Raw genomic sequence first — 24599 nt, 5'->3', positions numbered from 1 at the left:
CCAGAGAACCTTTTTCAAAAGGTTCTCTGGCCGCCGGAGGCAAGCTTCAATGTATTACCACGAATATGAGACCGAGCCGCGCGAGAAGCGGATGAAGCGCAAGTGGAAGGCGGTGCGTGAGGTGCTGCTTGAGGCCGAGCGATCGTCGGGCGAGTTTCGGGCTCGGCTGGAGCGTCTTGGGGCCTGTGCAAAGGATTTCAAGAGCTTTGATGATTTCGGTCAGATTCCGGTGCTCAGGAAGCGCGAGATCATCGGGTTGCAGGCAGAGCACGGGCTTCAGTGGTTTTTGGGCTGCGAGCCGGGGCGGCTGGGGCGCATTTATCAGTCGCCCGGCCCCATCTTCGACCCCGAGGGAACGGACCCGGACTATTGGGCGTGGTCCGAGGGGTTCTTTGCGGCCGGATTCAGGCCCGGCGATCTGGCGCAGATGACTTTTTCCTATCACATGACTCCGGCCGGGCTGATGCTGGAGCAGCCGCTGCGGGCCATCGGGTGCGGGGTGATTCCGGCCGGGCCTGGCAACACCGAGAAGCAGATAGAGTTCATGACCCGGCTGCCGGTGACAGCCTTTGTGGGCATGGCCAGCTATCTCAAGGTGATCGGTGAGAAGGCCATGACCATGGGCCATGATCTGGCCCGGGACTTTCAGATCAAGAAGGCGTATGTGGCGGCCGAGCCGCTGCCCGAGAGCCTGCGCCGCGAAGTGGAGGGGATGTTTGGCATCACGGTGCGCCAGGGGTACGGCACGGCGGATGTGGGTTGCATTGCGTATGAGTGTATGGAGCTTGGGGGGATGCACCTTTCGAATTTCCGGCATGTGGAGATCTGCGATCCGGCCACAGGGGTGCCGCTGCCCGACGGCGAGTTGGGCGAGGTGGTGGTCACCCCGTTTTTCACCGATTATCCGCTGGTCCGTCTGGCCACGGGGGATTTGTCGTCCATCGACCTCTCCGAGTGCGTGTGCGGCCGGACGGCCCGAAAACTGACGGGCTGGAAGGGGCGCGCCGACGACACGGCCAAGGTCAAGGGCCAGTTCATTTATCCGGCCCAGGCCGGTGCGGTCTGCGCCCGGTATCCCGATGTTTCCGCATGGCAGATCAGAGTGAAGAATCCGGGTGGACGAGACGCCCTGGTTGTGTTACTGGAGACGGCGATGGAGATTGATATGGCGGCATTTGCCGCGGATTTCCAGAATATGCTGAAACTCAGGCCCCAGGTCGAGCTTGTGGCGCCGGGAACACTTCCGGCGGATGCGCCGAGACTGGTGGACGAAAGGACTTTCGGTTGAGCCCGGCTTGTTCCGGGATTGCGGTCCTCATCGGATGGGGCGGTGCCAGGAGCGCCGCCCCTTTTGATTTGGAAAGACACACGGCCGACAGGGAATTTCCCTGTCGGCCGTGTGTCTTTGGGTCTTGCGGTCAGGCTGCCTAGCAGCCGCAGCTTCCAGAGGAGCAGCCGCTGGAGGACGAGCAGCCGCAGCCACCGCCGCCCACGAGGTTTTCCGAGGCGATCTGGAAACCGAACTCGGTCATGTCGATGGTCACGGCCCCTGTGGTCTCGGCCAGTTCGGTCTGGATGAGGAAGGTGAAGTCGCCCTGTTCGACGCTCGTGTCCCCGTCGCGCAATTGGTCGAGGGCCAGCGAGAGGCGGGGGCCGGAGCAGCCGCCGTCGGCCAGATGGACGCGGATGGGCTCGATGGTCTTGTCCTCGAAGTATTTGGCCAGTTCCTGGCGGGCGGATTCGGTGATGGTGATCATTGGGTCTCCTGGGTTATGGGTTTGCTTTGGAGGATAAGTAATAATTGTTCGCTGTCCAGAGGCTGGTGGAAAAAAAGCGGCGTCCCACGAGGAGACGCCGCATCGAAAACAGTCGGCCGGTATATCAGCAGGAGCAGGAGCCGCTGCTGCATCCGCTGGTGCTGCAGCTTCCGCCGCCGCCAACAGGATTTTCGGATTCCACGACAAACCCGTAGTAGGTCATGTCGATCTTCACCGCGCCGACTCGGGCCTGGAGCCCCTTTTCGACGAGGAAGGTGAATCCGGCCGCCTCGAAAACTTCGTCTTTTTCGTTAGGCTCATCCAGAGCCAGGGTCAGGCGAGGGCCTGCTCAACCGCCTTCCGCAAGATACACGCGGATGGGGGAGGGGGTTTTGCCGCTGAAGTAGCCCTCAAGCTGCTTCTTCGCGGCGTCTGTGACATCAAGCATTGTTGCCTCCTGTTCAATGGTGGGAAGTAGACAGGTAAGATCAAAGATGCGCTTTGTCAAACGCAAAACGGAGAGCGCGGGCGGCGTGGCTGTTGACCACCCGGGAGCTATGGGATAATTCCTGACGGTGCAACCGCCCCCCCCGGGGCAAGCGAGGCAAAGCAGATGAAAGAATGTGGAACCATCCTCAGTGCCCGTGAGATGGCGAGGACCATCGAACGGCTCGCCCTTGAGATCTTCGAGCGCAGGGGCGATGACGAGCGGCTTTCCATCATCGGCATCCAGCGGCGCGGCGCGGATCTGGCCGAGCGGATCAAGGTGCGTCTTGACGAACGGCTGGGGCGCAAAATCCCTCTTGGCAAGCTCGACATCAACCTGTACCGCGACGACTGGACCACCAACCTGGAGCTTGCCCCGACAATCAATTGTTCCGAGATCGGTTTCGACATCGAGGGGGCTTCCATCGTGCTGGTGGACGACGTGCTCTACTCGGGCCGCACGATTCGTGCCGCCCTTGAGGCCATCCTCGATTATGGTCGCCCCCGGCGCGTGGAGCTGTTGGTGCTGGTGGACCGTGGCCACCGCGAGCTGCCCATCCAGGCCGATTACGTGGGCAAAAAGCTCGATACCCTGGGGCATGAACACGTCAACGTCCTGGTGACGGAACGCGACGACGAGGACCGTGTCTGCCTCGTGCGGAGTTGAGCCGCCCATGGGTTTTTCGGCCATAGAGCGGGATGCGGTGCTCAAGCCGTGCATCACCCTGGTGGGCATGGCCGGGGCGGGCAAGTCCACCCTGGGTCAGGCGCTGGCAGCGCGGCTGGGCTGGGGCCAGCTGGACACGGACCGCCACCTGGAGGCTTACTACGGCATGTCGCTGCAAGGAATCATGGACCATTTCGGCCTGGCCGAGTTCCTGCGTATCGAGGGGCATCTGGTCAGCCAGCTTTCCCTGACCAGGACCATCATCTCCACGGGCGGCAGCGTCATCTACAGCGAGTCGGCCATGGCCCGGCTCAAGGAGCTTGGGCCGGTGGTCCTTCTTGACATAGACGAGCGGACCTTTCTCGACCGGGTGGGCGACGGCCGCGACAGGGGGCTGGCCATCGCTCCGGGAGAAACCCTGTGCGGCCTTTTTGCCCGTCGGCAGCCGTTGTATCGCGCCGCAGCCGACATCGTGGTCCGCACCGACCGCGAGGCTCCTGGGGCCTGTGTTGACACAATTCTTCAACAGATCGACTTCGCATGAAAAAATTGACTCCCAATGGCGCTTTTCGCAAACTTGCCGCCATCTATGACGCCATGGTGTCCCGCTATGTCGAGAGCGCCCAGGTCATCGGACTGACTTGCGACGACTGTGCCGAAAACTGTTGCCTGACGTTTTTTCAGCACCACACGTATGTGGAATGGGCCTATCTTTGGGAAGGGCTCGCCGCTTTGCCGCCCGAACGGCTGGAGGCCGTGCGCCAACGTGCCCACGAATATGTGGAGCAGGCCCGCGAGGCCCTGAGCCGTGGTCTGCGTCCACGGGTCATGTGCCCTCTCAACCTCGACCGCGAGCAGGGGCTGTGCGGGCTGTATGACCATCGCCTGATGATCTGCCGCATGCACGGCGTGCCCAACGAGCTTGTCCGGCCTGACGGCCGTCGGGTCTCCTTTCCCGGCTGCCAGCGCTGTCAGGGGCTGACGGAAGGGCTTCGGGCCGGGGGCCATGCTGTTCCGGTGGTGGACCGGACACCGCTCTACAAGGAACTGGCCGCTTTGGAGATGCGGTTCGTGGGTGCCAATCTGCGCCGTCTGCCCAAGGTGGACCATACCATCGCCGAGATGATCGTGCTCGGCCCTCCCAGACTCAAGTAAGCGTTCTGGTCGCGCCCCACGCCAAAAGGCCGCCCGATACATTCGGGCGGCCTTTTGGCGTGGGGTTTCAGAGGCGTCAGGCGGTCCGGGAGAATCCGGCCTTGGCAAAGGTGAATTGCCCGGCCTGGAGCAAGGAGATCTCGTTCTCGCGGGCGTTTATGATGCGGAATTTCTCGTCTTCGGGCAGGGCGGAGTTCCAGACCTGGACGATCTCGGCGCGGACCGTGTTGATGCGGTTTTCTATCTGGCGCAGGGAAAAAGTGCCGTTTTTGATAGGCTCTATGGCGCTCTCGCGAAAAGCCCGGATCGCCTCGGGCGAGAACGCCGCCAGATCGCCGCCAATCCGCAAAGGGCCGACTTCGTGCTTCTCCCCGGTGCTGGCCGCGTCTGCGCCGGCCAACGGCGTTTGGGGCGAGGGCGTTTCGGCCGTCGATGTCTGGCGGGCGAACCCGTCCGGCGTTGGATGATCTGTGTCGATGTGCACGGCGGCCTCCTTGGCATCCGTACTTCCTATCGGCCGATCAGGTCGGTTGCTGAAGGGGGGGGACAAGGATCAGGGAACAGCGCCTGCGGCCAGGAAGGCGGCCCGCCGCGCCGGATCGTCGCTGGCTTCGGCCCAGTGCAGGTAGACCAGCCGCAGATATTTTGCGTGGATTGCCCCGGCCTTGGCCAGCCGGTCGGCCACGGTGTTTGGTGCCAGTGCGTCCAGGGCCTGGGCCAGGGTCGCTGCGCGGTGGTGCGGCCGATGCCGGGCGTCGATTTCCGCGCTGGCCGCCCGGCCCATGGCCTCGCGAACGTCCGGGGCATCAAGCAGGGCGCAGGCGCGGGCCACCACTTGATCCGGGTCGTTTGGCGGGTAGGTGGTCATGTGGACCCCTTCGGAGAAAAGCAGGGATTGGCCGTGGCCCACCTCGGGCGTGAGCAGGCACGCGCCGCAGGCCATGGCTTCGAAGACCCGGAAGTTGAGGTCGCCCGCCTCTGCGATGTTCAGGACCACGCGAGCCCTGGGGAAGAGATCGCCAAATTTTCCCTGCCGCACGGCTAGGCCAGGGAATCGCGCTCGTATCTCGCGCAGCAGGGCGTGGCGGCCGGGCGTCAGTTCGGGGTCCACCTTGCCCGCGAAGAGAATGTCCCACTCCTTGACCGGCGGTCGGTCCGGGGGGCGCTCCCCGCCCAGGGGAAAGGGGGGCAGCCAGATGATCCGCCCCTCGCCGAGACGCTGGCGAAAGCGCGGCAGGTGGTCGCGCAGACTCACGGCCACCAGATCGAATCCCTGGGCGTACATGGGGTACCAGCTGTGGATGTGCGAATCCACGGCATAGAAGACCGTGGGGCAGGGGAAACGCTCCATGCCCACCAGGGGCGGCGGCAGGCTGCAATCGGCGTAGATCACGCCCGCGGGTTCGCCCCCGGTCCGGGCCACCAGCGTGTTCCAGTCGAGGATTTCGGTGGCCGCCATGGGGATGTGGACCACCCTGTGGCCCAAGGCGGCGAACTCGTCTCGAAAATACGAGCCGCCCAGCCAGGCGATGGCGTCAGATGGCACTGTGGACCCCCTGGAGATAGCCGATGAAGTCGCTGATTCCGGCCCGTGCGGCCATGATGTAGTTGGTCGCATAGCGGGCAAAGTTCATCTGTCTGCCGTAAATCTGATACTGGGTTTCGGGCGTGGCAAAGTCCCAACCGAAGAACCGGGCCACCTTGGGATTGATGGGCAGCTCGAATTCCTGAAACGGTTCATCGAGCCGGGCCAGGGCCGCCTTGTCGGGGGCGGCCAGCCCAAGTTGAGCCAGTACGCCCCTGGCTGCGTGGTCCATCAGCTCCCGGCCGGGATGGTTGATGGTGTGGAAGAGCCGGACGCTGCGTGATCGCTCCAGGACCATGTCCAGATACTTGATCGGGGTGCGTTCTTCTTTTTTCCTTTCCAGGGCGACGCTACGGGCGATCAGGCCGGGCAGGTCGTATCTGGCAGCCGGATCGGAACGCAGGAAAAGGATCATGGTCTCCTCGGGAGAGCGTCCGAGGGCGAGGAACTCGTCCAGGTGGTCGCAGCGGTAGTCGAAACCGGGGCGGCCGCTCCACAGAGGCCAGTATCCCAGGTGAAACATGTTCGGTATGCACAGGTGTTGGGCCGAGGCGGGCAGGGCCGCGAGCAGAGCGGCCGAAGCCAGTTCGTTCCACTCGGGGCCGAGGTGCTGATAGAGGAAGAGGGCGCACCGGCCCAGCCTTTCGGGCGGGACGGGCTGGCGGATGTAGTTGGTGTACAACTCGCAGTGGTAGCGGGCCGCGAACTGCGGGCTGGTCATGAGCCGTTCGATGAGGGGCTCTCCCTGGCAGTTGGCGTGAACGATGCAGAGTTCTTTATTCATGACGCCCCGGAATCAATTGATTTTCCGGCAAAAGGCCGTAGGCGGACCCTAGCACGGAATCCCCGGACCAGACAAGGGCGGCGTCTGGACGGTTTACAGGCGCAAGGCCAGGGTGTAATCCACCCCAACCAACGAAACACACTGCGCTGCGAGGAATTCATGTCCCATACCACATCCCCCGAGACCCTGTCCTGCGAACTTGAGGCGGTGCTGGCCGCCATCCATCCGGTGGATCGTGCCCAGGCCCCCCGCGGCCAGGCCCACCTCGACAATCTGACCAAGCCCCGGGGGAGCCTCGGCCGCCTTGAAGACCTGGCCTTGCAGCTCTTCTTGATCCAGGGGGGGCAGCCGCCCTGCGCCGATCCCATGCGTATCTATACCGTGGCCGGGGACCACGGCGTCAACGAGGAGGGAGTGAGCCTGTTCCCTCAGGAGGTCACGCGCCAGATGGTTCTCAACTTCCTGCGCGGCGGAGCGGGTATCAACGTGCTGGCCGCCACTGCCGGGGCGCAGCTCTATGTGGTGGACGCGGGCTCCTGCGGCGGCGGATACGATGACCACCCCGCCCTGATTCAGGCCAAGATCGCGCCGGGCACGGCCAATCTGGCCAAGGGGCCGGCCATGACCCGCGAGCAATGCCTTCGCGCCCTCCTGCTCGGGGTGTCCCTGGCCGATAGCGCCCTGGCCGACGGTGTCCGCGTACTGGGCACTGGCGACATGGGTATCTCCAACACCACGCCGTCCACGGCTCTCTATTGCGCATTCCTCGGTCTCGATCCCGTGGCTGTCACGGGGCCGGGCACCGGGCTCGACGCCGAGGGCATGGCCCGCAAGGCCGCAGTGATCCGGCGCGGGCTTGCGGCCAACCGGCAGGCCGTGGAGTCCGGCGAGCCTCTGGCCGTGCTGGCAGCCTTGGGTGGTCTTGAGATCGCCACCCTGGCCGGGCTGATTCTCGGCGGGGCCAGAAACCGCCAGATGGTCTGCGTGGACGGGTTCATCTCCACCGCGGCCTATGTGGCGGCCTGGAAGCTCTGCCCGGCCGTGGCCGACTATTGCGTCATCAGCCATGCTTCGGCCGAACCGGGGCATGGGGCTGTGGTCAAGGCTCTCGGCCTTTGGCCGCTGCTTGATTTGGGGTTTCGCCTGGGCGAGGGGACGGGCGCGGCTTGCGCCATGTATCTGGTGCGCAGCGCGGCCGACATGTACACCAGGATGGCGACCTTTGCCGATGCCGGTGTGGCAGGGGCGGGCGAGTAGCCTTCCGGCGTCTTTCGGGCAGCCAAAAAAGATAGGCCGGGCGATTGGTCGCCCGGCCTATCTTTTTTGGCTGCCGCAATCTGCGGCCAGATTATGCCTCTCCAAGATCACTGGACACCGCCTGGATGACATCGCCCTTGGCGTTGTATGTGCCTGTGGCTTCGACCTTGACCAGCTCGCGGGCCAGCTCCGGGTTCTCCATGACCTGTCTTTGCAGTCTCACCTTGCGGATGTCTTTGACCTGATCCGCGAAACTTGCTCCCTGTACTCCGAGTCCACCGATATCCATGATTCGAACCTCCTTGCATGGGGTGCTGAAAAGAACTCTTGCAGTTCTTATCGGCCCATATCGGTGGAACTTTAGGAAATTCGTTTCTCCGTTGGTCGATTGGGTGCCAACCACTCTTATTGCCTGTTTTTTTTGCATAGCATTCCAGAGGGGCCGTGTTTAGCCGGGGCGGTGTGCATCAGTCGCCCTGGCGGGCGTACACTTCGTCGAGGATAACCTTGCCGCCTGCCGCAAGCACCTTGGCCGCCAGATCCATGCCCACGTCCCAGGCATGGTCCGCCATTCCTTCGGCGGTCAGGCGGATGGGGCGCGAGCCGTCCACATCGGCCACAAAGCCGGTCAGGTGGACGCGGTCGCCCTCAAGCCGCGACCAGGCCGCGATGGGCACCTGGCAGCCGCCGTCCAGCCCGGTGAGAAAGCCGCGTTCGGCCAGCACCTGCCTGCGGGTGGGTGCGTGGTCGAGGAAGGCGAGCATGGCTGCCACCTCGGCGTTGTCAGAGCGGTACTCTATGCCCAGGGCGCCCTGGGCCACGGCGGGCAGAAAATCCGGCGGCCCCAGAATCTCCTGCCTGGGCGCGGAGAGGCCGAGGCGGTTGAGTCCGGCCGTGGCCACCACGATGGCATCGAACTGGCCGTCCAGCAGTTTCTTCACCCGTGTGTCGAGGTTGCCGCGCAGGGACTCGATGCGCAGGTCCGGCCGCAAGGTGGCAAGCTGCGACTGGCGGCGAAGGCTCGACGTGCCCACCAGGGCGCCCTGGGGCAGCCCGGCCAGCCCGTCGTAATCGACGGAGAGCAGCGAGTCCGTGGCCGCCTCGCGTTCGGGGATCACGCCGATCTCGAGCCCGTCGGGAAGCTCGGTTGGCACGTCCTTCATGGAATGCACGGCCAGATCGGCGCGGTTGTCCAGCAGCGCTTCCTCTATCTCCTTGACGAAGAGTCCCTTGCCGCCCACCTTGGCCAGCGGCACGTCGAGGATCTTGTCTCCCTTGGTCTTGATCTTGAGCAGGTCCACGGTCAGACCGGGGTGGGCGGCCTCAAGCAGCGCCTTGATGTGGTTGGCCTGCCAGAGGGCCAGGGCGCTGCCCCGGGTGGCGATGGTCAGTTGTTTCATGCGGAGTTGAGCCTTTTTGGGTGTGGTGAAGCCCGAGACGGGCCGCTGTGTCGGGTTATGAAAAAAGTTCGCCGGTCAGTGGCAGCTTGAGCAGTTTCCGCCCGAGCAGCCTGCGCAGCCGCTGGAGGATGCGGCCGGAGCCGGGGTGTCGCCGCCCGCGTCCGGGCCGGTTCCGCCCGTACGCGAGCGCACGGCGCTCATGAGCTTGCTGGTCCTGGCCGAGGCGCATTTGGGGCAGGGAGGACACTCTTCCCTGTCAAAGACGAGTTCTTCAAACTCGGTGCCGCAGTCGTCGCAAAGATATTCGAAAATGGGCATGGCATGCTCCCATGTCTGATTTTTGCCCGGAATGCCTTGCCGGATCGTCCCGAGGGAAGGTTTGCATAGCTGAAAACAATCCGGCTGGCAACGCCGGGCCGTGTTTGCCGTGGCCATCAGATAATGTCTGTGGCGCCCATGTCCAGCTTTCCGTCAAAAACAAACCTCACGGCGATTCCAGCCCGGTTCGCATTGCCTGAAACGATTGTTTGGGCTAGACTTCAAAGGGCGGATGCAGGAAGCCTTTTTCTCGCAGGGCGCTTTATATCTCTCATGAATACGCCACCATGGACGAGGGATGCAAAAAAAGATCATGGCGGATGCGCGCACACATGCCGACGCGGACAACCGCGTCCCTGATGGCAGGCGCGGCTGCACCGGGCTCGACAACCCGGACGAGCCGCTGCGCTGCGTCTTCTCCACCGTGACCGAGATCAAGGTGGGCACCGGCACCACGGCAAAAAAACAGCGCAGCAAACTTTTGTGGTACGTCTGCCAGCGTCAGGCCGACGAGTTCGGCGTACGCAAGATCAACCCCCAGTTCGTTCCCGTGGGCGAAGAGAAGTGCATAGGCCGGGAGGTGCTGCTGGCCGATTACACTCCCGAGGTCGAGATCCACAACACTCATGTGGAGCCTGCCATGCGCGCCCTGACCCGGACCATTGCCAAGGCGGACCGACACCGCGAAGGCGGCGAGCCGCTCTCTGCCGAGATGGAGTACGCCAAGGCGTTGGACGTGGACGAAACCAACGTGCGGGCCATCTTCGGTCTGGGTCTGGTCTATCTGGGCCGTGGCGACAGGCGCAATTCGCGCACGGTGTTCGAGCAGTTGCTGGCCATGCGGGCGGCCTTTTCCGAGGAGCACAAGCACCTCTTCAACGAGTTCGGCATCGAGCTGCGCAAGGCAGGGCTTTTCGATGAGGCGGTGCAGTACTACTCGCGGGCCGTGGAGCTGACCGATGCGGATGAGAACCTGCACTACAATCTGGCACGGGCCTTTTATGAAAAGAACGACTGGGAGCACAGCGTTGAGTTTTCGGCCCGGGCGCTCTCCCTCAAGCCCGACCACGATCCTGCCCTGAATCTTTGCCGGGTGGCCGTGGCCCTGGCTGGCAGCGAGAGTCTGCGCACCCGCTTTGGCAAACCTCCGGTGCCGGGAGAAGTGGCCCGCCGCGCAGCCGGTCTGGTCGGGGAGGACGATCCAGGTGTCGAAACTCCCTTGGGGCTCGCGACGGAAGGGGTGGACTCCCGGCTGGCCGCCACAGCCCTGATGAAAGATCTTGACCGGGATCTGGAGAGGGGCTCGTGATCGGCGGGCGCGGGGCGGGCAGGCGGCTTGAGGTCGTCCTCTTCGGCACGTTTGTCAGCGTTTGCGCCCTGCATCTGAGTCGGGAGGCGGTCAAGGCCGCCATCAAAACCTATGGCTCGGCCAAGTGGAACGTCATTGTCCGGGACATGGCCCTGGGGCGCGACGCCAGGCGCAAGATGGCCGAGGTGGCCCACACTCTGGGGCATCCGGTACGCGAGGTGTATCGGGCACAGGGAGTGGCCATGCACGACAACCGCTTCGGCCTTGAGGTCTTCCACGGCGGGGAGCCTGTGCCGCTTTCCATGCTGGCGGCGAAAAATAGGACTTTACACCCGCAACGACTGATGGAAGACTACAAGCTCAAAGACATGCTCGCCGTGTTCTGGGCCAGACGGGAGGGGGCAATGCACTTCCGCTGGGACGAGGCGGATTTCCGGGATCAGGCCGAGGTGGCCCTGGCCTACGACAGTCTGGCTCCGCTGCTGGCGAGGCGGCACGCCTTCGATCTGGCGCTTGATGTGGTCTGGCGGGACTCCCGAGGCAAACGCAGGCTTCCGGGCGGCGGCAAGGGAGCCGCCCCCCTTGAGCACGTTTTTCATGTTGCCGGATGACAGGGCGCACAATGGAAAGCCATGAACGACGTACCACGGAGCTTTGGCCCGGCCGATGCGGCCGGTGTCGAGAGAAAGACTGTCTCCGGCTGGGATTTCCTGCCTGGAGACGGTGCCATACGGTGCGTGTTTTCCTCCACGGCCATCGTCATGCTCGGCCAGGGTGCCACCTCTCAGCGCCACGAGAGTACGGTCTACTGGTATGTGGAGCAGATTGCGGACGATGAGTTCGAGGCGCGGCGCATCAACTCCAGGCATGTGCCCGCAGGCAATACGGAGATCATTTCGCTGAGGCGGCTGCTCAACGAGTTCACTCCCCGGCTCGCCTACTACGAGGACGTGGTCCTCCCGGCCATGCACTCCCTTGAGGAAACACTGGACAGGGCGGACCGGGATAGGGTCCGCGGGCGGCTCTACAGTGCCGAACTGGGGTATAACAGGGCCAGGAACATTGAGGAGCGCAATGTGCGGGCCTTGTTCGGCCTGGGGCTCATCTTTTTGAAGCGCCGGGAGCATCTGCGGGCCAGGACGGTTCTCTCCGAACTGGTGGATGTCAAGGCGGCCTTTGATGGGAAAAACCAGCATTTGTTCAATGAGTTCGGCATCGGTCTGCGTAAGTCCGAATTGTATGGCGAGGCCGAGGCCTATTATCGACGCGCCCTCGACTTCGTCAAGAACGACGAAAACCTGTTCTACAACCTTGCACGTACGCGGTATGAGAATGGCGATTGGGAAGGATGCCTTGAAGCCCTGATCATGTCCAACCGGCTCAACCCCACGCTGCGGGTGGCCCACGACCTGTTCCGGGTCATCGTGGGGCTGGCCGGGGACGAGCGGCTGTTGGCCCGTTTCGGCAAGCCCCCGGTGCCGGACGAGGTGGCCAGGCGGGCCAGGAATGTGCTGGTTGCCGAGAGCGGCGCCCTGCCGCTGGACGAGGAAGTCCTGGTCCTTGATCTGGAGCGCGATCTGGAGCACGACTGGGGGCGCGGCCCGGACATGACGGCCGATCAGGCAGTGGAGCGCGGGCGTGTACGCACCGGACTTGGCTCCACACCGGAGGACGGGGACGGCGAACGGAAATGAAAACGATCAAAGCCGCCATGGCGGCATGACAACGGAGAACCATGCACTCCCTGAACGAGTCGGGCACTTCGGTCCATCTTGCCCTTGCGGGCAAAGGCGGCAACATCAGGTGCGTTTTTTCCTCTGCCGATGAGATGCGAGTGGGCACGGGCATGACCACGCGCAAGCATGTGAGTCGAATATACTGGTATGTTGAGCAGCTTTCCGAGGACCGCTTCTCCCTGCGCCGGATCAATTCCCACCATGTGCCCACGGGCGAGGAGCGGGTCATTCCTCTTCGTGAATTGATTGAGGGATACATCCCGGAGGTGGAGTTCTTCGAGGGCAACACGGTGCCCGCCATGGAACTGTTGCAGGAGTATCTGGACCAGGGCAGCGAGCAACGCGAGCAGGGCAGGCTCTACAGCGCCCAGGACAGCTTTGGCCAGGCTCTGGGCATGGACGAGGCCAACGTCCGCGCCCTCTTCAATCTCGGGCTTATCGCCCTTTCCCTGCACGACCAGGACAAGGCGCGGGAAATGATGCGCGAACTGCTCAAGATCAAGTCCACCTTCTCCGGCAGGGATCAGCACCTGTTTAACGAATTCGGCATCGCCCTGCGCAAGGCCGGGATGTATGACGAGGCTGCCGACTATTACGCCAAGGGGCTGGAATTCGTGGAGAACGACGAGAATCTTTTCTATAATCTCGCCCGAGTCAACTACGAACGCGGGTGCTGGGCTGAATGCGTGGAGGCGCTGGGCAGGAGCCACGCCCTGAACCCCGAGCTGACGGCCGCCCGCCAGCTCGGGGAGCTGCTGGTGGAGCTGGCCAACAACGACGCCCTGCGCGAGCAGTATAACAAGCCGCCCGTGCCTGACGATGTGGCGGCCCGGCTGGTGGCCTTCATTCGTTCCCGGACAACCGCTCCGGCGCAACCGGCCATCGCTTCCGGGCCGAACCGCGAGGCGCTGCCCGCACCGGCCGAGGTGCAGCCCGCCGCCGAAGAGGAGCAGGGGGCGAATGGATGCCCGGAAGCCGGGCGTGTCAGGACCGGCAGCGGTGCGGCCCGCGACGAATTGAAGTTCGACATCTGACCCGGCCATTGCCGATCCTCTCCAGGGAAAACAAGGGGGCGCACCGGATATCCGGTGCGCCCCCCTCTCGTTGTATGCCAGCGGCCCTAGGCCTTATTTGGCCTTGGCCAACGGCCAGATCTCCTCGACCTTCTCAATGGTCTTGATGGTGATCCGCCGCCGCAGTTCGTCCGGGATTTCGGCAAGATCCTTTTTGTTCTGGGCCGGGATGAGCACCTTCTTCATGCCGCGGGAAACGGCGGCCAGGATCTTTTCCTTGATGCCGCCCACGGGCAGGACTCGGCCGCGCAGGCTGATCTCCCCGGTCATGGCGATGTCCGGGCTGACCGGGGTGTCGGTCAGGGCCGAGATGAGCGCAGTGACCAGGGTGACACCGGCCGAGGGGCCGTCCTTGGGGGTGGCACCGGCCGGAACGTGGACGTGAATATCCAGCTTTTCGTTGAACTTGGGGTCAATGCCGTATTCGTCGGCCCGGGCGCGGGCCATGGACAGTGCTGCCTGGGCCGATTCCTTCATCACGTCGCCGAGCTTGCCGGTGAGGATGAGCTGGCCCTTGCCGGGCATTGTGGTCACTTCAATGTGCAGCATCTCGCCGCCCACCGGAGTCCAGGCCAGGCCCACCGCCACGCCCGGAGGCAGGGTGGCCTCTTTTTCGTCGTCCAGGAAGTGGGGCGGGCCGAGCAGGGTGTGGAGGTTGCCGGCCGTGATCTTGAACGGTCCCTTTTCGCCCTCGGCCTTTTTGCGAGCCATCTTGCGGCACAGGGTGCCGATTTCGCGCTCCACGTTGCGCAGGCCCGCCTCGCGGGTATATTCGCGCACGACCCTGGCCACCAGCGCATCGCTGATGGTCAGCTCGTTCTCCTTGAGGCCGTTCTCGCGGATCTGTCGTGGAATGATGTAACGCCTTGTGATGGCTGTTTTTTCCTGCTCGGTGTAGCCGGGGATGCGGATGACCTCCATGCGGTCGCGCAGGGGGCCGGGGATGGAGTCGAGCATGTTGGCCGTGCAGATGAACATGACCTTGGAGAGGTCAAAAGGCACGTTGAGGTAGTGGTCGGTGAAGGAGAAGTTCTGCTCGGGGTCGAGCACCTCGAGCAGGGCGGACGAGGGGTCGCCGCGAAAGTCCGACCCGAGCTTGTCGATCTCGTCGAGCATGATCACCGGGTTGCGCGTGCCGCATTGCTTGATGGCCTGGATGATGCGGCCGGGCATGGCCCCGATGTAGGTGCGCCGATGGCCGCGTATTTCGGCCTCGTCGCGCATGCCGCCCAGCGACATGCGGTGGAACTTGCGGCCCAGGCTGCGGGCGATGGAGCGCCCCAGCGAGGTCTTGCCCACGCCCGGAGGCCCGGAGAAGCAGAGGATCGGCCCCTTCATCTTCGGGTTGAGTTTGCGCACGCTCAAGTATTCGAGGATGCGTTCCTTGACCTTTTCCAGGTCGTAGTGGTCCTCGTTGAGAATCCGTTCGGCCAGCTTGATGTCCAGCCGGTCGCGGGAGAGTTTTTTCCAGGGCAGCTCGATCATCCAGTCGAGATAGGTGCGGATGACCGTGGCCTCGCTCGATTCGGCGTGCATGGCTTCAAGTCTCCTCAACTGCTTGAAGCACTCCTTCATGACCTCCTTGGGCATGCCGGACTTGGTCAGCCCCTGCCTGAGTTCCTCCATCTCCTCGCTTTCGTCGCCGTCGTCGCCCAGCTCGCGCTTGATGGCCTTGAGCTGTTCGCGCAGATAGAAGTCGCGCTGGGCCTTGTCCATGCCCTCTTTGGCCATGCTCTGGATCTTGTTCTGCATGCTGGCCACTTCCACCTCCTTGAGCAGCTGGCTGTTGACCAGCTCAAGGCGGATGATGGGGTCGTGGCATTCGAGGATGCGCTGGGCGGCCTCGACCTTCATGCGCAGGTTGCTGGCGATGAGGTCGGCCAGTCTGCCCGGCTCGTTGACGTTGTTGAGCACGCTCATGATGTCCTGGGACGAGATGCCGCGCAGGGAGAGGATGCGCTCGCTCTGCTCGCGGGAGGAGCGGATCAGCGCCTCCTGCTCGCTGGTCAGCGAGCCCACCTCGGGCTCCATGAGGGGCTCAAGCTCGGCCTTGAGATAGGGATCGTCAGAGGTGAAGCGTCTGACGCGGGCGCGGGCCAGCCCCTGCACCAGCACCTTGAGGCGGCCATCGGGCATCTTGAGCATACGCATGATCATGCCCACCGTGCCGGTGGCGTACAGCTCGTCCTGGTCCGGGTCGTCCACTGTCTCGTCCTTCTGGGTCAGGATGAGGATGTAGCGGTCGCCGGACAGGGCCGCGTCCACGGCCTTGACCGATTTCTCGCGGCCCACGAAGAGCGGCAGGATCATATAGTTGAAGACCACGATATCGCGCACGGCGAGTACGGGAAGTTCCCTGGGAATATCGCCGGGGCCGGGGCCGGGCATGCCGTCTCCCTCGGCCAGCGGGCTGCCACCCGAAGCCGAGGCGGTAAGCGCCTCAATAATGTCGGGCAGTTCCTCGGAACCCTTTTTCGGCCTTTCCGGCTTGGATTCCGGGGTTTTTCCGCTGTCAGTATTTGGGGTGATGCGCCGGATGCGCGTGGGCTTGACCGGCGATTTGTTCTTTTTCCTGCTCAAGGGGGTGTCCTTTGGTCTGATGAAATGTGTGTGTTACCCCAGATAAGTCGTCAAAACAGCTTGGCAAGGCCGTTTTTTGTGCAAAAAACCGCGACTCAGCCCGTGACCGAAAAACGGTCGAAGCGTTTGTCCGGTTCGCGCCAGTCGGTTTCCACCTGCGTCACCCGGGCCAGGGGCGGGCCGTCGAGCAGGCGCTCGACAAAGCGTTCAAGGGGGGCCTTTTCGCCCTGGGCCAGGGTCTCCACGCCGCCGTCGGGCAGGTTGCGCATCCAGCCGGTGAGGCCCAGCTCGCGGGCCATGTCCGCCGCCCAGGCGCGGAACCAGACCCCCTGGACCTTGCCGTGTATGATGCTGTGCGCCTCGTTCATCTACATCCGTCCGTGCTCGTTGAAGCTGTAGTAGTCGTGGTCCGTGACGATGATATGGTCCAGCACCCGGATGTCGAGCCCGCGAGCCGTCTCGCGGATGCGCTGGGTCAGGGCCAAGTCCTCCATGGACGGCGTGGGGTCGCCGCCCGGATGATTGTGGGCCAGGATCAGGGCCGCGGCCTCCAGGCGCAGGGCAGTGGCCATGATCTCCCGGGGAAATACCGGGGTGGCGTCCACCGTGCCCTTGCTGACCTGCTCCCAGGCGATGACCCGGTTTCTGATATCCAGAAACGCGGCCCAGAACTCCTCGACCCCCTTGGAACCGATGCGGGCCATGGCCGCACGGGCCACATCGGCAGGTTCCGACAGGGGGACACCGCTGCGGGCCCGGGCCTCGCCCATGCGGGCGAAAAGCTCCTGGAGCAGCGCCCAGTGGGCCACTGCCGCCGGGCCGATGCCGCTGACCGCCTCCAGCTGTTCTGGCCGGGCCGTGAGCGCATCCTTGAGGGAGCCGAACCGCGTAATCATCAGCTTCGCCAGGGGCTTGGTGTCGCGGCGCGGGAGGACTGCGGCCAGGGTCAGCTCCAGCAGTTCGTAGTCGGCCAGGGAGCGCCCGTTTTGCAGGAGCTTTTCCCTGAGCCGCTGCCGATGCCCGAGGTAGTGCGGTTTGTCCTTCTCTTTCATAGCTTCCGTGTCAAGCGTCGGGGTATTATTTCGATCGGATTATAATGCGGCGGGATTCACCGTGCCGTCCGGTCCGGCCGGAACAGGTCGATGAGCCCGGCCACAAGCACGTCGAGGACTTCCTCGTGGTGACGCGCCCCGGTCTTGACGCTCAGTTCGGACTCCAGGGCCAGATCGATCATCCGGGCCACGCCCTTGGGGCCGAGGCGCCGGGCCACCTGGGTCTTGAGCTTCTTGACGTAGGGGTGGGCCTTGACCTTGTCCTCCTCCCCTGCCTGGAGCATCCAGTACATGCGCGCCTGCCCGGCCAGATAGCCTATGAGGTTGAAGAGCATCCGGTCCTGGGATTTCTTGAGGTGGTCGCCCAGCACCCGCCGCCAGACCGCCACCTCGGCACCGGGCCTGCCCAGGGCGTCCATCAGCTCGAAGAACTCCATCTCTCCGGCCGGGGCCACCAGCTCCACATGCTCGCGGCGTACGGTGCGGCCATTGCCCGCTGCCAGCTCGAGCTTGTCCAGCTCCAGCCGCGCTGCCACGGCATCCGGGGGCAGGGCCGCGATCAGGGCGCGGTCCGCTCCCGGCTCAAAGGAGATGGAGCGCTCTCTTGCCCACGTTCGAACGAATTCGCCAAGAGAGGACTGGTCCAGTCCGGCCGACTCCCACACCCATCCCTCGTCCCTGGCCCTCTTGAAGATGGCCCGGCGCGAGAGGGCGGCGGGGATGGACGGCTTCTTGCCCTTCCACTCGCCCTCCAGGCAGAAGACGGGCAGGATGTCTGCGGGCACGCCCCGGACCGCGGCGTCGAGCTTGTCCCAGTGCTCGGCCCTGAGGGCGTGGGCCCGGCGGATGACAAGAGCCTTGGGCTGGGGAAAGAGGCTCTTGATGGTCAGGTCGGTCCAGAAGGCGGCGGGAAGTGGGTCGTCGTCATCTCCCCAGAAGGGTTTGATTTCCCACCCGTCCCGACCGGACGCGGCCAGCCGCTGGTCGACATGGGCCTTGACCAGCTGCGGGTCCGGGCAGACGAGGATGAGGTATCTGGTGCGGTTCATGACGGGCTGCTGGCGGGCGCGGCGCAGACGGCCGGGCTAGTAGTTCTGTTCCATTTTGTCGGCCAGTCTGCGGATGCCGAGGTTCGTGACCTCAGCGTCGGCCTCGTCCTCCTGGCCGGGATAGAAGGGCCACTCCTGGAGGATCTCCCCGGAGCGCCAGACCACGCTGCTGTCCGTGTTCGAGATGACCTCGGCCGAGAACAGGAAGATGGCGCTGGAGCGCAGGGTCTGCTCCCTGGAACCTTCCACGGCCGTGGGGCGGAAATACTTGTGAATGGTAATGTGGATGAGGGCGTCGGCCTGGTTTCGCGAGTCGGTCCAGGTGATGGCCCCGCGCCGGGTCAGCTCGTCGCGCAGCAGCGAGCGGACCCGCGATTCGAGCCATGGCAGGGTGGTCGGGTTCTCCACCCCGGAAATGGCCAGGGTGCGGAACTCCGGTCCGAGTACGGAGCGCTCGCCGGCCCCGCCCACGGAATAGCCGCAGGCGGTGAGCAGGAACAGGGCGGCCGGAAGCAGAAGCGGGATCAAGGTGCGGACAAGGGGCATGGCGGTCTCCCGACGGTTCGATGTCATGGCGACGGATACTAGCGGGAAAAGGCGCAAGAGTCCACTTGCGGAGCGTGGCAATCAGGGCAGACGCCGCGACTCACCCGTCAGTCCCGGAGGGGAATCGGCTGTCCCGCCCGGCGATTGTTCGATGCGTTAGCCCTGTTGCCGGGAGCTGACGGCTTGGCCTGCGGGGGGCTTTGGTGTATCCCTGTGGCACCAAGCATCAGTCAAGGAGCGCCATGACCCCCACCGTGGAGACCACCCGATTTGTGGCCATAGATTTCGAAACCGCAGACGCCAAGCGCGATTCGGCCTGCGCCGTGGGCCTTGTGGTGGTGGATCGGGGCGAGGTCGTGGCCCGCGACTACCGCCTCATCCGACCCCCCAGGCAGAGGTTCAACCCATTTTGTGTCCAGGTCCACGGCATCCTCTGGGAAGACGTGGCCGACCAGCCCAGTTTCGGCGAGCTGTGGCCCGAGCTGACGCCGCTCCTTGCGGGCGCGGATTTTCTCGTGGCCCACAACGCCTCCTTTGACAAGTCCGTGCTCAACGCCTGCTGCCGCGAGTCGCGCTGTGCGCCGCCCGCGCAGCCCTTTCTGTGCACGGTGCAGTTGGCGCGCACCACCTGGCGGTTGCCCTCCAACAAGCTGCCCTGCGTCTGCGACCATCTGGGCATCGACCTCATCCATCACCACGCCGCGTCCGACGCCGAGGCCTGCGCACGCATCGCCATCCAGGGGCTGCGGCAGAATCCGGCCTTTCTTGGGCGGGTGCTGTGATGGGCGGCGAGACCGGGAAAGGCATGGGCATGGTCCACTTCATCGGCGCCGGTCCTGGCGATCCCGAGTTGCTGACCCTCAAGGGCCAGCGGCTCATCGCCGGGGCGGACCTCGTCCTTTACGCCGGGTCCCTGGTGCCGCCCGAGGTGGTGGCCTGCGCCCGGGCCGGGGCGCGGGTGGTCGATTCCGCACCCCTGTCCCTGGACCAGACCCATGCCCTGATCATGGAGACCGTGCGCCGGGGCGGTTCCGTGGCCCGTGTCCACACAGGCGATCCCTCCCTGTACGGGGCTATCCGGGAGCAGATGGACCTGCTGGAGCGGGAGGGTGTGTCCTGCGCCGTGGTGCCGGGCGTGACCTCGGCCTGTGCGGCGGCGGCCCTGGCCGGGCGTTCCTACACCGTGCCCGGCGTCACCCAGACCCTGATCCTGACCCGGCTGGCAGGCAAGACCCCGGTGCCTGAGGCCGAGGCACTGCGCTCTCTGGCAGCCCACAAATCGGCCATGTGCGTCTATCTTTCGGCAGGCGATCCCGAGGGGGTGCAGCGCGAGCTGCTGGCTGGCGGGCTGGCCCCGGATACCCTGGTGGTCGTGGCCCGTCGCGTGGGCTGGCCCGATCAGGCCGTGGCCGATACTGATCTGGCGCATCTGGCGGCCACGGCCCGTGAGCGTGGCTTCACCCGGCAGACAGTCTTTCTGGTCCTGCCGGGTCAGGGAGCCCATGACGCCGCACAGGCCCGCTCCCTGCTCTACGACCCGCACTTTTCCCACATGTTCCGCCCATAGGAGGTACCGTGGAGACTCTGTCCATTCGCACCCGCGAGCGCGAGGAGATGCTCGACATCACCGGGCCGTTGCGTGCCCTGATCCGCGCCAACGGCTGGAACGACGGCCTGCTGCTGCTCCACTGCCCGCACACCACCGGGGCCGTGACCGTCAATGAGGGCGCGGACCCGGACGTGGCCCGCGACATGGTGATCAACCTGCGCAAGCTCGTCCCCCAGCGCGGTGACTACCATCACGCCGAAGGCAACTCCGACGCCCATATCAAGTCGAGCCTCCTGGGCTGCGACCAGACGCTCATGATCGAGGGCGGCGACATTCGCCTCGGCACTTGGCAGAAGGTCTTCTTCTGCGAGTTCGACGGCCCCAGATCGCGTTCGCTGTGGGTCAAGTTCGTGGGCGGCAGGTAGTCCCTCGAACACGTTCCGGGGCCCGCGCCGATAATCATGGCGCCGGGCACAGGGTTTGTTACAATCCCATCATACGTCATCTTTTCAGTCGGGGAGCACATCATGCCGCATCCGTTTTGCCGGGTCGCCGTCATCTGTCTGCTGTTTGCGCTACTGGCCGCGCCATGTGCGGCCTTTCCCCCGGGCAAGACCCGGCCCATCCGGCCGGATGTGGAGCTGGTGGTTGCTGTGGCGGCCACCGGGCTGGGCGGCCTTTTCGAGATTGTCAGGGACAGGGATGAGCGACTCCGGCTCCTGCGCTCCTTTGTTGCCTCGTCGCGCTTTTTCCCTGAGCGAAACGGGTATTTTTTCGTTTACGACTCCGAGGGAATCTGCGTGGCCCATGGCTCCACACCGGAGCTGATCGGCCGTGCGCTCATGGAGTATGAGGACGAGAACGGGTTCCCGGTCATTCGCGCGCTGGTGGAGCTTGGCCGTGGGGGTGGCGGTTTTCTGGAATATCTCTGGGACAAGCCCGGTTCGACCGGACCCCATGAGAAGCTGGGGTATGTCCTGCCCATCCCGAACACGGACTTCATTATCGGATCAGGTCTTTATCTTCCTGAAATAGATAGCTATTGATTGTTTTGAGCGCAAGCATCTGCTTTGCTGTCAGGCTCTATCTGACGTTCTGGACGCGAAGGTAGAGCATCAATCCGAACATGGTCAGCAGGATGCCGAGCCAGCCCATGGGGCCGGGGAGAGCTCCTCCCAGAAGGATGGCTTCGCCCGCCAGGGAGAAGACCACCTCCATGGACTGGGTGCAGTCGGCCGCGGCCAGTTCGGAGGCGGATTTTGCCGCGTGGCGGGCATAGAGAAACAGGCTGGTGGCTGCGATGCCCGAGAGCAGGGCAACCAGGGCGGTGCCCGTCACCTGGTCCATGGATGGGGGCGGCGGGGTGGTGACGGCGATGAGGATGGCCCACAGCGGCAGTGAGCCCATCGTCAGGAGCAGCACCCGGCAGAAGGGGTCGTCCATGGCCGGGGAGTCGATCCTGGGCAGGCGGCGCTGTCCGCCCTGGCGGGCCTCCCAGACCAGCTGGTTGCCAAAGGGGTAGGCAAAGGCCGCCAGCAGCACCGGCACTGCGCCCAGCAGCACGTCCCGCCACGACCCGACTGCGGCCTGCTCCCAGTTGACCAGCAGCACCCCGGCAAAGATGAGCAGCGTCAGGAGCAGGGCCCGCAGCGGCACGGCGCGTCCGAAGGCGAGCAGGACCACGGGTGTTGCCAGGATGGTGGTCTGCCAGGTGGCGGCCACCACCCAGCCCGGGGTGTAGGAGGCGCTGAAGGTGATCAGGGCGTAGAACACGCCAAAGCCCACGCTCCCGGCCAGGGTCCAGAAGACGATGTGGCGGACGTAGAGCCGGAACGATTCGACCAGGAGGCGGCGCCGGAAGAGGAGCAGCCCGGCCACCAGCAGGGCGAGCATCCAGAAATAGCGCAGACTGGCCGACCAGACCCAGTGGCCGCCCTCCAGGCTCATGGCCCGGTTGAGGACAAAGGTGGAACTGAAGAACAGGGCGGCCAGCACGCCCGCGAGGATGATCTTCACGCCGTTTCGCCGCCTGTGGCCGAGGTTCGGGCCGGATAGGCGGCGCCAATCAGGGTCAGTCCCCGGGCCGGGGCCGTGGCGGGTGCCTGAGCGCGGTCCGCGCTGGCCAGGATGCGGGCAGCGTCCGCCGGAGTGATCCGATCCCGGCCACAGGCCACGAGGCAGCCCATGAGGTTGCGTACCATCTGCTTGAGAAAGCCGTCGGCAGTGAATCGCCAGATTGTCTCGCTGGCCGTGGGGCCGGGATGGCGTGAAATGTCGGCGAGGGTTCGGACGGTGGATTTGACCGGAGTGCCGGTGTTCTGGAAGGCGGCGAAGTCGTGGGTGCCTGCGAGCAGGCGGGCCACCTCGTCCATGGCGGCGAAATCAAGGGGGCCGCAGTCCCAGACGAATCGCCGTCGCTGGGGCAGGCAGAATCGGTCTTGGTGCCATAGTCCGTATTCGTAGGTCTTGGCCTGGGCATGGTATCGGGCATGGAAGTCGGCGGCCACGCGGTCGCAGCGGAGAACGCGCACATCCTGCGGCAGGGTGGCGTTGAGGGCGCGTTGCCAGGGGATGGCGGCCCGCTCCGCCGGGCAGTCGAAGTGGGCAGTCTGCCCCAGGGCGTGGACTCCGGCGTCGGTTCGTCCCGAGCCGTGGACCCTTACGGGGATGCCGACGAGCCGGGCCAGGGATGCCTCTATTTCGCCCTGCACGGTCCTCTCGCGGGGCTGGAGCTGCCAGCCGGAGAAGTCGGTGCCGTCGTAGGCCAGGGTGAGCAGGAAACGGGGCATGACATGGTCCGTGGGTTGGAGGTGTCTGCGCGGCCTTGGCAGCCGGGTTTCCTCATTACGCCATGCCGTCGAAATTTTGAAGGGGTAAATGCCCGGTCTGGCGCATGACAAGGGCGGGGACCAGATGGTCCCCGCCCTTGGTGATTGACAGTCTGCAGGGGCAATTAATCCTGCATGAAGGGTATCTGGAGTTGGGTCAGCCTCTCCGAGAGATCGGCGGCCTTCTTGGCCTCCACAAAGGAGAGTATCTCGCCCGCCTGCCTGCCGCGCATGCCCGACAGAACCTTGACGGCCAGCTCCGTGTCCATGGACTGGAGAATTTCGGCCGCCTTCTTGGCCTTGGTATTGGAGAGCATGTCCACCAACTGCCGCACGCGCTTGTCCCTGATGTTCTGGGCTTCGTCGAGCATCTGCTTGATTTCGGCGTGGAGTTTTTCAACCCGCAACGCCTCGGCGCGGATGGACGCCTCCATTTCCTGCAGGGTGCGTTCCTTGATGGCCAGCTCGTCCTCCTTGCGCTTGAGGGCTCGCCATTCGCTGGGCAGGTTCTGTTCGGTGCGTACTTCGGCAGCCGTTTGGTCGGCCTCTGTCTCGCGGGTCGCGGCGCGGTTGGCGGCCGAGTCGGCCGCGTCGGCAACGGGCGTGGGCGGAGTTGCCGGCGCTGGCGGCTGCTCCTGGGCCTGGGCCACGGTCCCCATGCCCTGTGTCGCCTCAGGCATGACGGCGCGCATGATGCCAAGCGTCATGGAATCGACACTGAGCAGACCGAACACGGTGAGCTTGAGCACCGCCAGAAAGACGAGGCTGGCCAGGACTCTAGAAATCTTCATGTTCGTACCGAAGGGTTGCCATCTCGTCGTTTTCCTTTGCTTCGCGGGCGATCTCTTGGGCATGGTGCTTCCTGGCCTGGGTTTCCTTGAGCTTTTCAAGCAGCTTTTTGTCCCGGGAGCGGTCCACCGCTTCCTGGCGGCGGATATGCAATTTGTGCTCCAACTGGCTCAGGACGGACCGCTCGCGGACAAGGTCCTGTTCCAGGGCATCCTTGTACTGGCGCCACAGCCACAGGTCGTTGGCGCTGCGGTTGGCCTCGGCGGACCGGGCCAGATGGGCGCCAAGGCGCGATTCCATGTCCAGCACTTGTGCGGACTGTTCATCGCGGGCGGCCTGGGCGCGGGCCAGGGCTGCACGGGCCTGATCCTCCAGTTGGGTGCGGTAGTCGAGCACCTTCTGGAGCTTGAAGGAAAAGGGGCTGGTCATGGTTCTCCCGCCAAAAGGGCTCAGGCCCCGGTCGCGGCCAGCGGGGCCAGCCCGCAGTAGCCAAGCTCCTTGGCGTTGTCGGCCCAGCGCCACATCATGCACATGGTGCCCAGGCACATCTTCATCTTGTCGTCGCTGGTCTTGAGCAGGGGACAGAACCTGAATTTCGCTTCGCTTTCGCTGGTGGGCACGGCGCACTCCTTGGATTGAAGACAAAACGGCGCGCCGCAGGGGTGCAGCGCGCCGTGAC

The 24599-nt window shown here is 64.5% G+C and carries 31 protein-coding genes; 13 read left to right on the top strand and 18 right to left on the bottom strand.

Translation table 11 applies throughout. From position 1 onward, the window contains the following. Window positions 1-49 precede the first annotated feature (49 nt). Window positions 50-1288: a phenylacetate--CoA ligase family protein gene (locus tag GKC30_RS03065; RefSeq protein WP_155932210.1), complete on the top strand. Its 1239-nt coding sequence runs from the start codon at window positions 50-52 to the stop codon at window positions 1286-1288. Window positions 1289-1427: 139 nt separating this feature from the next. On the opposite strand, the gene GKC30_RS03060 is transcribed toward GKC30_RS03065, so the two are convergent. Together GKC30_RS03060 and GKC30_RS14855 are read right to left on the bottom strand one after the other, a co-directional pair. After that, window positions 1428-1757, bottom strand: coding sequence for an IscA/HesB family protein (locus tag GKC30_RS03060; protein ID WP_155932209.1), 330 nt, complete (start codon window positions 1755-1757; stop codon window positions 1428-1430). Between the two features lie 124 nt (window positions 1758-1881). Further along, window positions 1882-2205 (bottom strand): IscA/HesB family protein, encoded by a 324-nt coding sequence (locus GKC30_RS14855; protein ID WP_196772788.1) that lies wholly within the window; start codon window positions 2203-2205, stop codon window positions 1882-1884. Window positions 2206-2370: 165 nt separating this feature from the next. Here GKC30_RS14855 and pyrR point away from each other — a divergent pair, with 165 nt between their 5' ends. Genes pyrR through GKC30_RS03045 form a run of 3 tightly spaced genes read left to right on the top strand, consistent with a single transcriptional unit; the run spans window position 2371 to window position 4065 of the window. Further along, window positions 2371-2910: a bifunctional pyr operon transcriptional regulator/uracil phosphoribosyltransferase PyrR gene (gene pyrR, locus GKC30_RS03055; RefSeq protein ID WP_155932208.1), complete on the top strand. Its 540-nt coding sequence runs from the start codon at window positions 2371-2373 to the stop codon at window positions 2908-2910. A 7-nt stretch (window positions 2911-2917) separates the two neighbouring features. Then, window positions 2918-3454, top strand: coding sequence for a homoserine kinase (gene thrB / locus GKC30_RS03050; protein WP_155932207.1), 537 nt, complete (start codon window positions 2918-2920; stop codon window positions 3452-3454). Beyond that, window positions 3451-4065 (top strand): hypothetical protein, encoded by a 615-nt coding sequence (locus tag GKC30_RS03045; protein WP_155932206.1) that lies wholly within the window; start codon window positions 3451-3453, stop codon window positions 4063-4065. Before thrB ends, GKC30_RS03045 begins: the two co-directional genes overlap by 4 nt. Window positions 4066-4141: 76 nt before the next feature. Here GKC30_RS03045 and GKC30_RS03040 read toward each other — a convergent pair whose 3' ends face one another. The 3 genes from GKC30_RS03040 to GKC30_RS03030 all read right to left on the bottom strand — a co-directional run bounded on the left by GKC30_RS03040 (window position 4142) and on the right by GKC30_RS03030 (window position 6434). Continuing rightward, window positions 4142-4549, bottom strand: coding sequence for a hypothetical protein (locus GKC30_RS03040; protein WP_196772787.1), 408 nt, complete (start codon window positions 4547-4549; stop codon window positions 4142-4144). Between the two features lie 69 nt (window positions 4550-4618). Further along, window positions 4619-5611: a glycosyltransferase family protein gene (locus GKC30_RS03035; protein WP_367613943.1), complete on the bottom strand. Its 993-nt coding sequence runs from the start codon at window positions 5609-5611 to the stop codon at window positions 4619-4621. Continuing rightward, window positions 5601-6434, bottom strand: coding sequence for a WcbI family polysaccharide biosynthesis putative acetyltransferase (locus GKC30_RS03030; protein WP_155932204.1), 834 nt, complete (start codon window positions 6432-6434; stop codon window positions 5601-5603). The genes GKC30_RS03035 and GKC30_RS03030 overlap by 11 nt, the downstream gene beginning before the upstream one ends. Before the next feature lie 186 nt (window positions 6435-6620). On the opposite strand from GKC30_RS03030, the gene cobT reads away from it, so the two are divergent. Next, window positions 6621-7691, top strand: coding sequence for a nicotinate-nucleotide--dimethylbenzimidazole phosphoribosyltransferase (cobT, locus tag GKC30_RS03025; protein ID WP_437179099.1), 1071 nt, complete (start codon window positions 6621-6623; stop codon window positions 7689-7691). Window positions 7692-7782: 91 nt separating this feature from the next. On the opposite strand, the gene GKC30_RS03020 is transcribed toward cobT, so the two are convergent. From GKC30_RS03020 to GKC30_RS03010, 3 genes are all read right to left on the bottom strand, one after another. After that, window positions 7783-7980, bottom strand: a complete 198-nt coding sequence (locus tag GKC30_RS03020; RefSeq protein ID WP_155932202.1) for a hypothetical protein — start codon at window positions 7978-7980, stop codon at window positions 7783-7785. Between the two features lie 178 nt (window positions 7981-8158). After that, window positions 8159-9091: a hydroxymethylbilane synthase gene (hemC, locus tag GKC30_RS03015; protein ID WP_155932201.1), complete on the bottom strand. Its 933-nt coding sequence runs from the start codon at window positions 9089-9091 to the stop codon at window positions 8159-8161. A 75-nt stretch (window positions 9092-9166) separates the two neighbouring features. Then, entirely contained in the window at window positions 9167-9409 is a 243-nt protein-coding gene (locus GKC30_RS03010) for an FmdB family zinc ribbon protein (RefSeq protein WP_155932200.1), read from the bottom strand. Between the two features lie 313 nt (window positions 9410-9722). Here GKC30_RS03010 and GKC30_RS03005 point away from each other — a divergent pair, with 313 nt between their 5' ends. Genes GKC30_RS03005 through GKC30_RS02990 form a run of 4 tightly spaced genes read left to right on the top strand, consistent with a single transcriptional unit; the run spans window position 9723 to window position 13488 of the window. Further along, the gene (locus tag GKC30_RS03005) at window positions 9723-10718 is read left to right on the top strand and encodes a tetratricopeptide repeat protein (protein WP_155932392.1); all 996 of its coding nucleotides are present in this window, start codon (window positions 9723-9725) and stop codon (window positions 10716-10718) included. Continuing rightward, a complete protein-coding gene (locus GKC30_RS03000) occupies window positions 10715-11329 on the top strand; it encodes a hypothetical protein (RefSeq protein WP_155932199.1) in 615 nt (204 codons plus the stop codon). Before GKC30_RS03005 ends, GKC30_RS03000 begins: the two co-directional genes overlap by 4 nt. Before the next feature lie 21 nt (window positions 11330-11350). Continuing rightward, on the top strand, window positions 11351-12412 hold the full coding sequence (locus GKC30_RS02995; RefSeq protein ID WP_196772786.1) for a tetratricopeptide repeat protein: 1062 nt from the start codon (window positions 11351-11353) through the stop codon (window positions 12410-12412). A gap of 41 nt (window positions 12413-12453) precedes the next feature. Further along, window positions 12454-13488 carry a tetratricopeptide repeat protein gene (locus tag GKC30_RS02990; protein WP_155932198.1) on the top strand — a complete coding sequence of 345 codons (1035 nt, stop codon included), beginning with the start codon at window positions 12454-12456 and terminating at the stop codon, window positions 13486-13488. A 93-nt stretch (window positions 13489-13581) separates the two neighbouring features. Here GKC30_RS02990 and lon read toward each other — a convergent pair whose 3' ends face one another. The 5 genes from lon to lptE form a co-directional block, all read right to left on the bottom strand. Next, on the bottom strand, window positions 13582-16107 hold the full coding sequence (lon, locus tag GKC30_RS02985) for an endopeptidase La (protein ID WP_155932197.1): 2526 nt from the start codon (window positions 16105-16107) through the stop codon (window positions 13582-13584). Between the two features lie 95 nt (window positions 16108-16202). After that, entirely contained in the window at window positions 16203-16475 is a 273-nt protein-coding gene (locus GKC30_RS02980; protein ID WP_155932196.1) for an acylphosphatase, read from the bottom strand. After that, window positions 16476-17159: a RadC family protein gene (radC, locus tag GKC30_RS02975; protein WP_155932195.1), complete on the bottom strand. Its 684-nt coding sequence runs from the start codon at window positions 17157-17159 to the stop codon at window positions 16476-16478. It abuts the gene before it with no gap. A gap of 56 nt (window positions 17160-17215) precedes the next feature. Continuing rightward, window positions 17216-18208, bottom strand: a complete 993-nt coding sequence (locus GKC30_RS02970; protein WP_155932194.1) for a DNA polymerase III subunit delta — start codon at window positions 18206-18208, stop codon at window positions 17216-17218. Between the two features lie 36 nt (window positions 18209-18244). Continuing rightward, the gene (lptE, locus tag GKC30_RS02965; protein WP_155932193.1) at window positions 18245-18754 is read right to left on the bottom strand and encodes an LPS assembly lipoprotein LptE; all 510 of its coding nucleotides are present in this window, start codon (window positions 18752-18754) and stop codon (window positions 18245-18247) included. A gap of 242 nt (window positions 18755-18996) precedes the next feature. On the opposite strand from lptE, the gene GKC30_RS02960 reads away from it, so the two are divergent. The 4 genes from GKC30_RS02960 (at window position 18997) to GKC30_RS02945 (ending at window position 21349) form a co-directional block, all read left to right on the top strand. Further along, window positions 18997-19536, top strand: coding sequence for a 3'-5' exonuclease (locus GKC30_RS02960; protein WP_155932192.1), 540 nt, complete (start codon window positions 18997-18999; stop codon window positions 19534-19536). Continuing rightward, on the top strand, window positions 19536-20321 hold the full coding sequence (gene cobM, locus GKC30_RS02955) for a precorrin-4 C(11)-methyltransferase (RefSeq protein ID WP_231117005.1): 786 nt from the start codon (window positions 19536-19538) through the stop codon (window positions 20319-20321). The genes GKC30_RS02960 and cobM overlap by 1 nt, the downstream gene beginning before the upstream one ends. An 8-nt stretch (window positions 20322-20329) precedes the next feature. After that, a complete protein-coding gene (locus GKC30_RS02950) occupies window positions 20330-20728 on the top strand; it encodes a secondary thiamine-phosphate synthase enzyme YjbQ (protein ID WP_367613942.1) in 399 nt (132 codons plus the stop codon). A 102-nt stretch (window positions 20729-20830) separates the two neighbouring features. Beyond that, window positions 20831-21349 carry a cache domain-containing protein gene (locus GKC30_RS02945; protein ID WP_155932191.1) on the top strand — a complete coding sequence of 173 codons (519 nt, stop codon included), beginning with the start codon at window positions 20831-20833 and terminating at the stop codon, window positions 21347-21349. 37 nt (window positions 21350-21386) lie between these two features. Here GKC30_RS02945 and GKC30_RS02940 read toward each other — a convergent pair whose 3' ends face one another. The 5 genes from GKC30_RS02940 to GKC30_RS02920 all read right to left on the bottom strand — a co-directional run bounded on the left by GKC30_RS02940 (window position 21387) and on the right by GKC30_RS02920 (window position 24540). Then, on the bottom strand, window positions 21387-22319 hold the full coding sequence (locus GKC30_RS02940; protein ID WP_367613941.1) for a DMT family transporter: 933 nt from the start codon (window positions 22317-22319) through the stop codon (window positions 21387-21389). Continuing rightward, on the bottom strand, window positions 22316-23092 hold the full coding sequence (gene truA / locus GKC30_RS02935; RefSeq protein WP_155932190.1) for a tRNA pseudouridine(38-40) synthase TruA: 777 nt from the start codon (window positions 23090-23092) through the stop codon (window positions 22316-22318). The genes GKC30_RS02940 and truA overlap by 4 nt, the downstream gene beginning before the upstream one ends. Window positions 23093-23256: 164 nt before the next feature. After that, the gene (locus tag GKC30_RS02930; RefSeq protein WP_231117004.1) at window positions 23257-23922 is read right to left on the bottom strand and encodes a MotE family protein; all 666 of its coding nucleotides are present in this window, start codon (window positions 23920-23922) and stop codon (window positions 23257-23259) included. Further along, window positions 23909-24349 carry a flagellar export protein FliJ gene (gene fliJ, locus GKC30_RS02925; RefSeq protein WP_155932188.1) on the bottom strand — a complete coding sequence of 147 codons (441 nt, stop codon included), beginning with the start codon at window positions 24347-24349 and terminating at the stop codon, window positions 23909-23911. The genes GKC30_RS02930 and fliJ overlap by 14 nt, the downstream gene beginning before the upstream one ends. Before the next feature lie 20 nt (window positions 24350-24369). Further along, on the bottom strand, window positions 24370-24540 hold the full coding sequence (locus GKC30_RS02920; RefSeq protein ID WP_367613940.1) for a hypothetical protein: 171 nt from the start codon (window positions 24538-24540) through the stop codon (window positions 24370-24372). Window positions 24541-24599: the final 59 nt, after the last annotated feature.

Source organism: Pseudodesulfovibrio alkaliphilus (genome assembly GCF_009729555.1).
Classification (GTDB): Bacteria; Desulfobacterota; Desulfovibrionia; order Desulfovibrionales; family Desulfovibrionaceae; genus Pseudodesulfovibrio; species Pseudodesulfovibrio alkaliphilus.
Note: the sequence above shows the minus strand (reverse complement) of the source record. Positions and strands in the feature narration are given on the sequence as shown.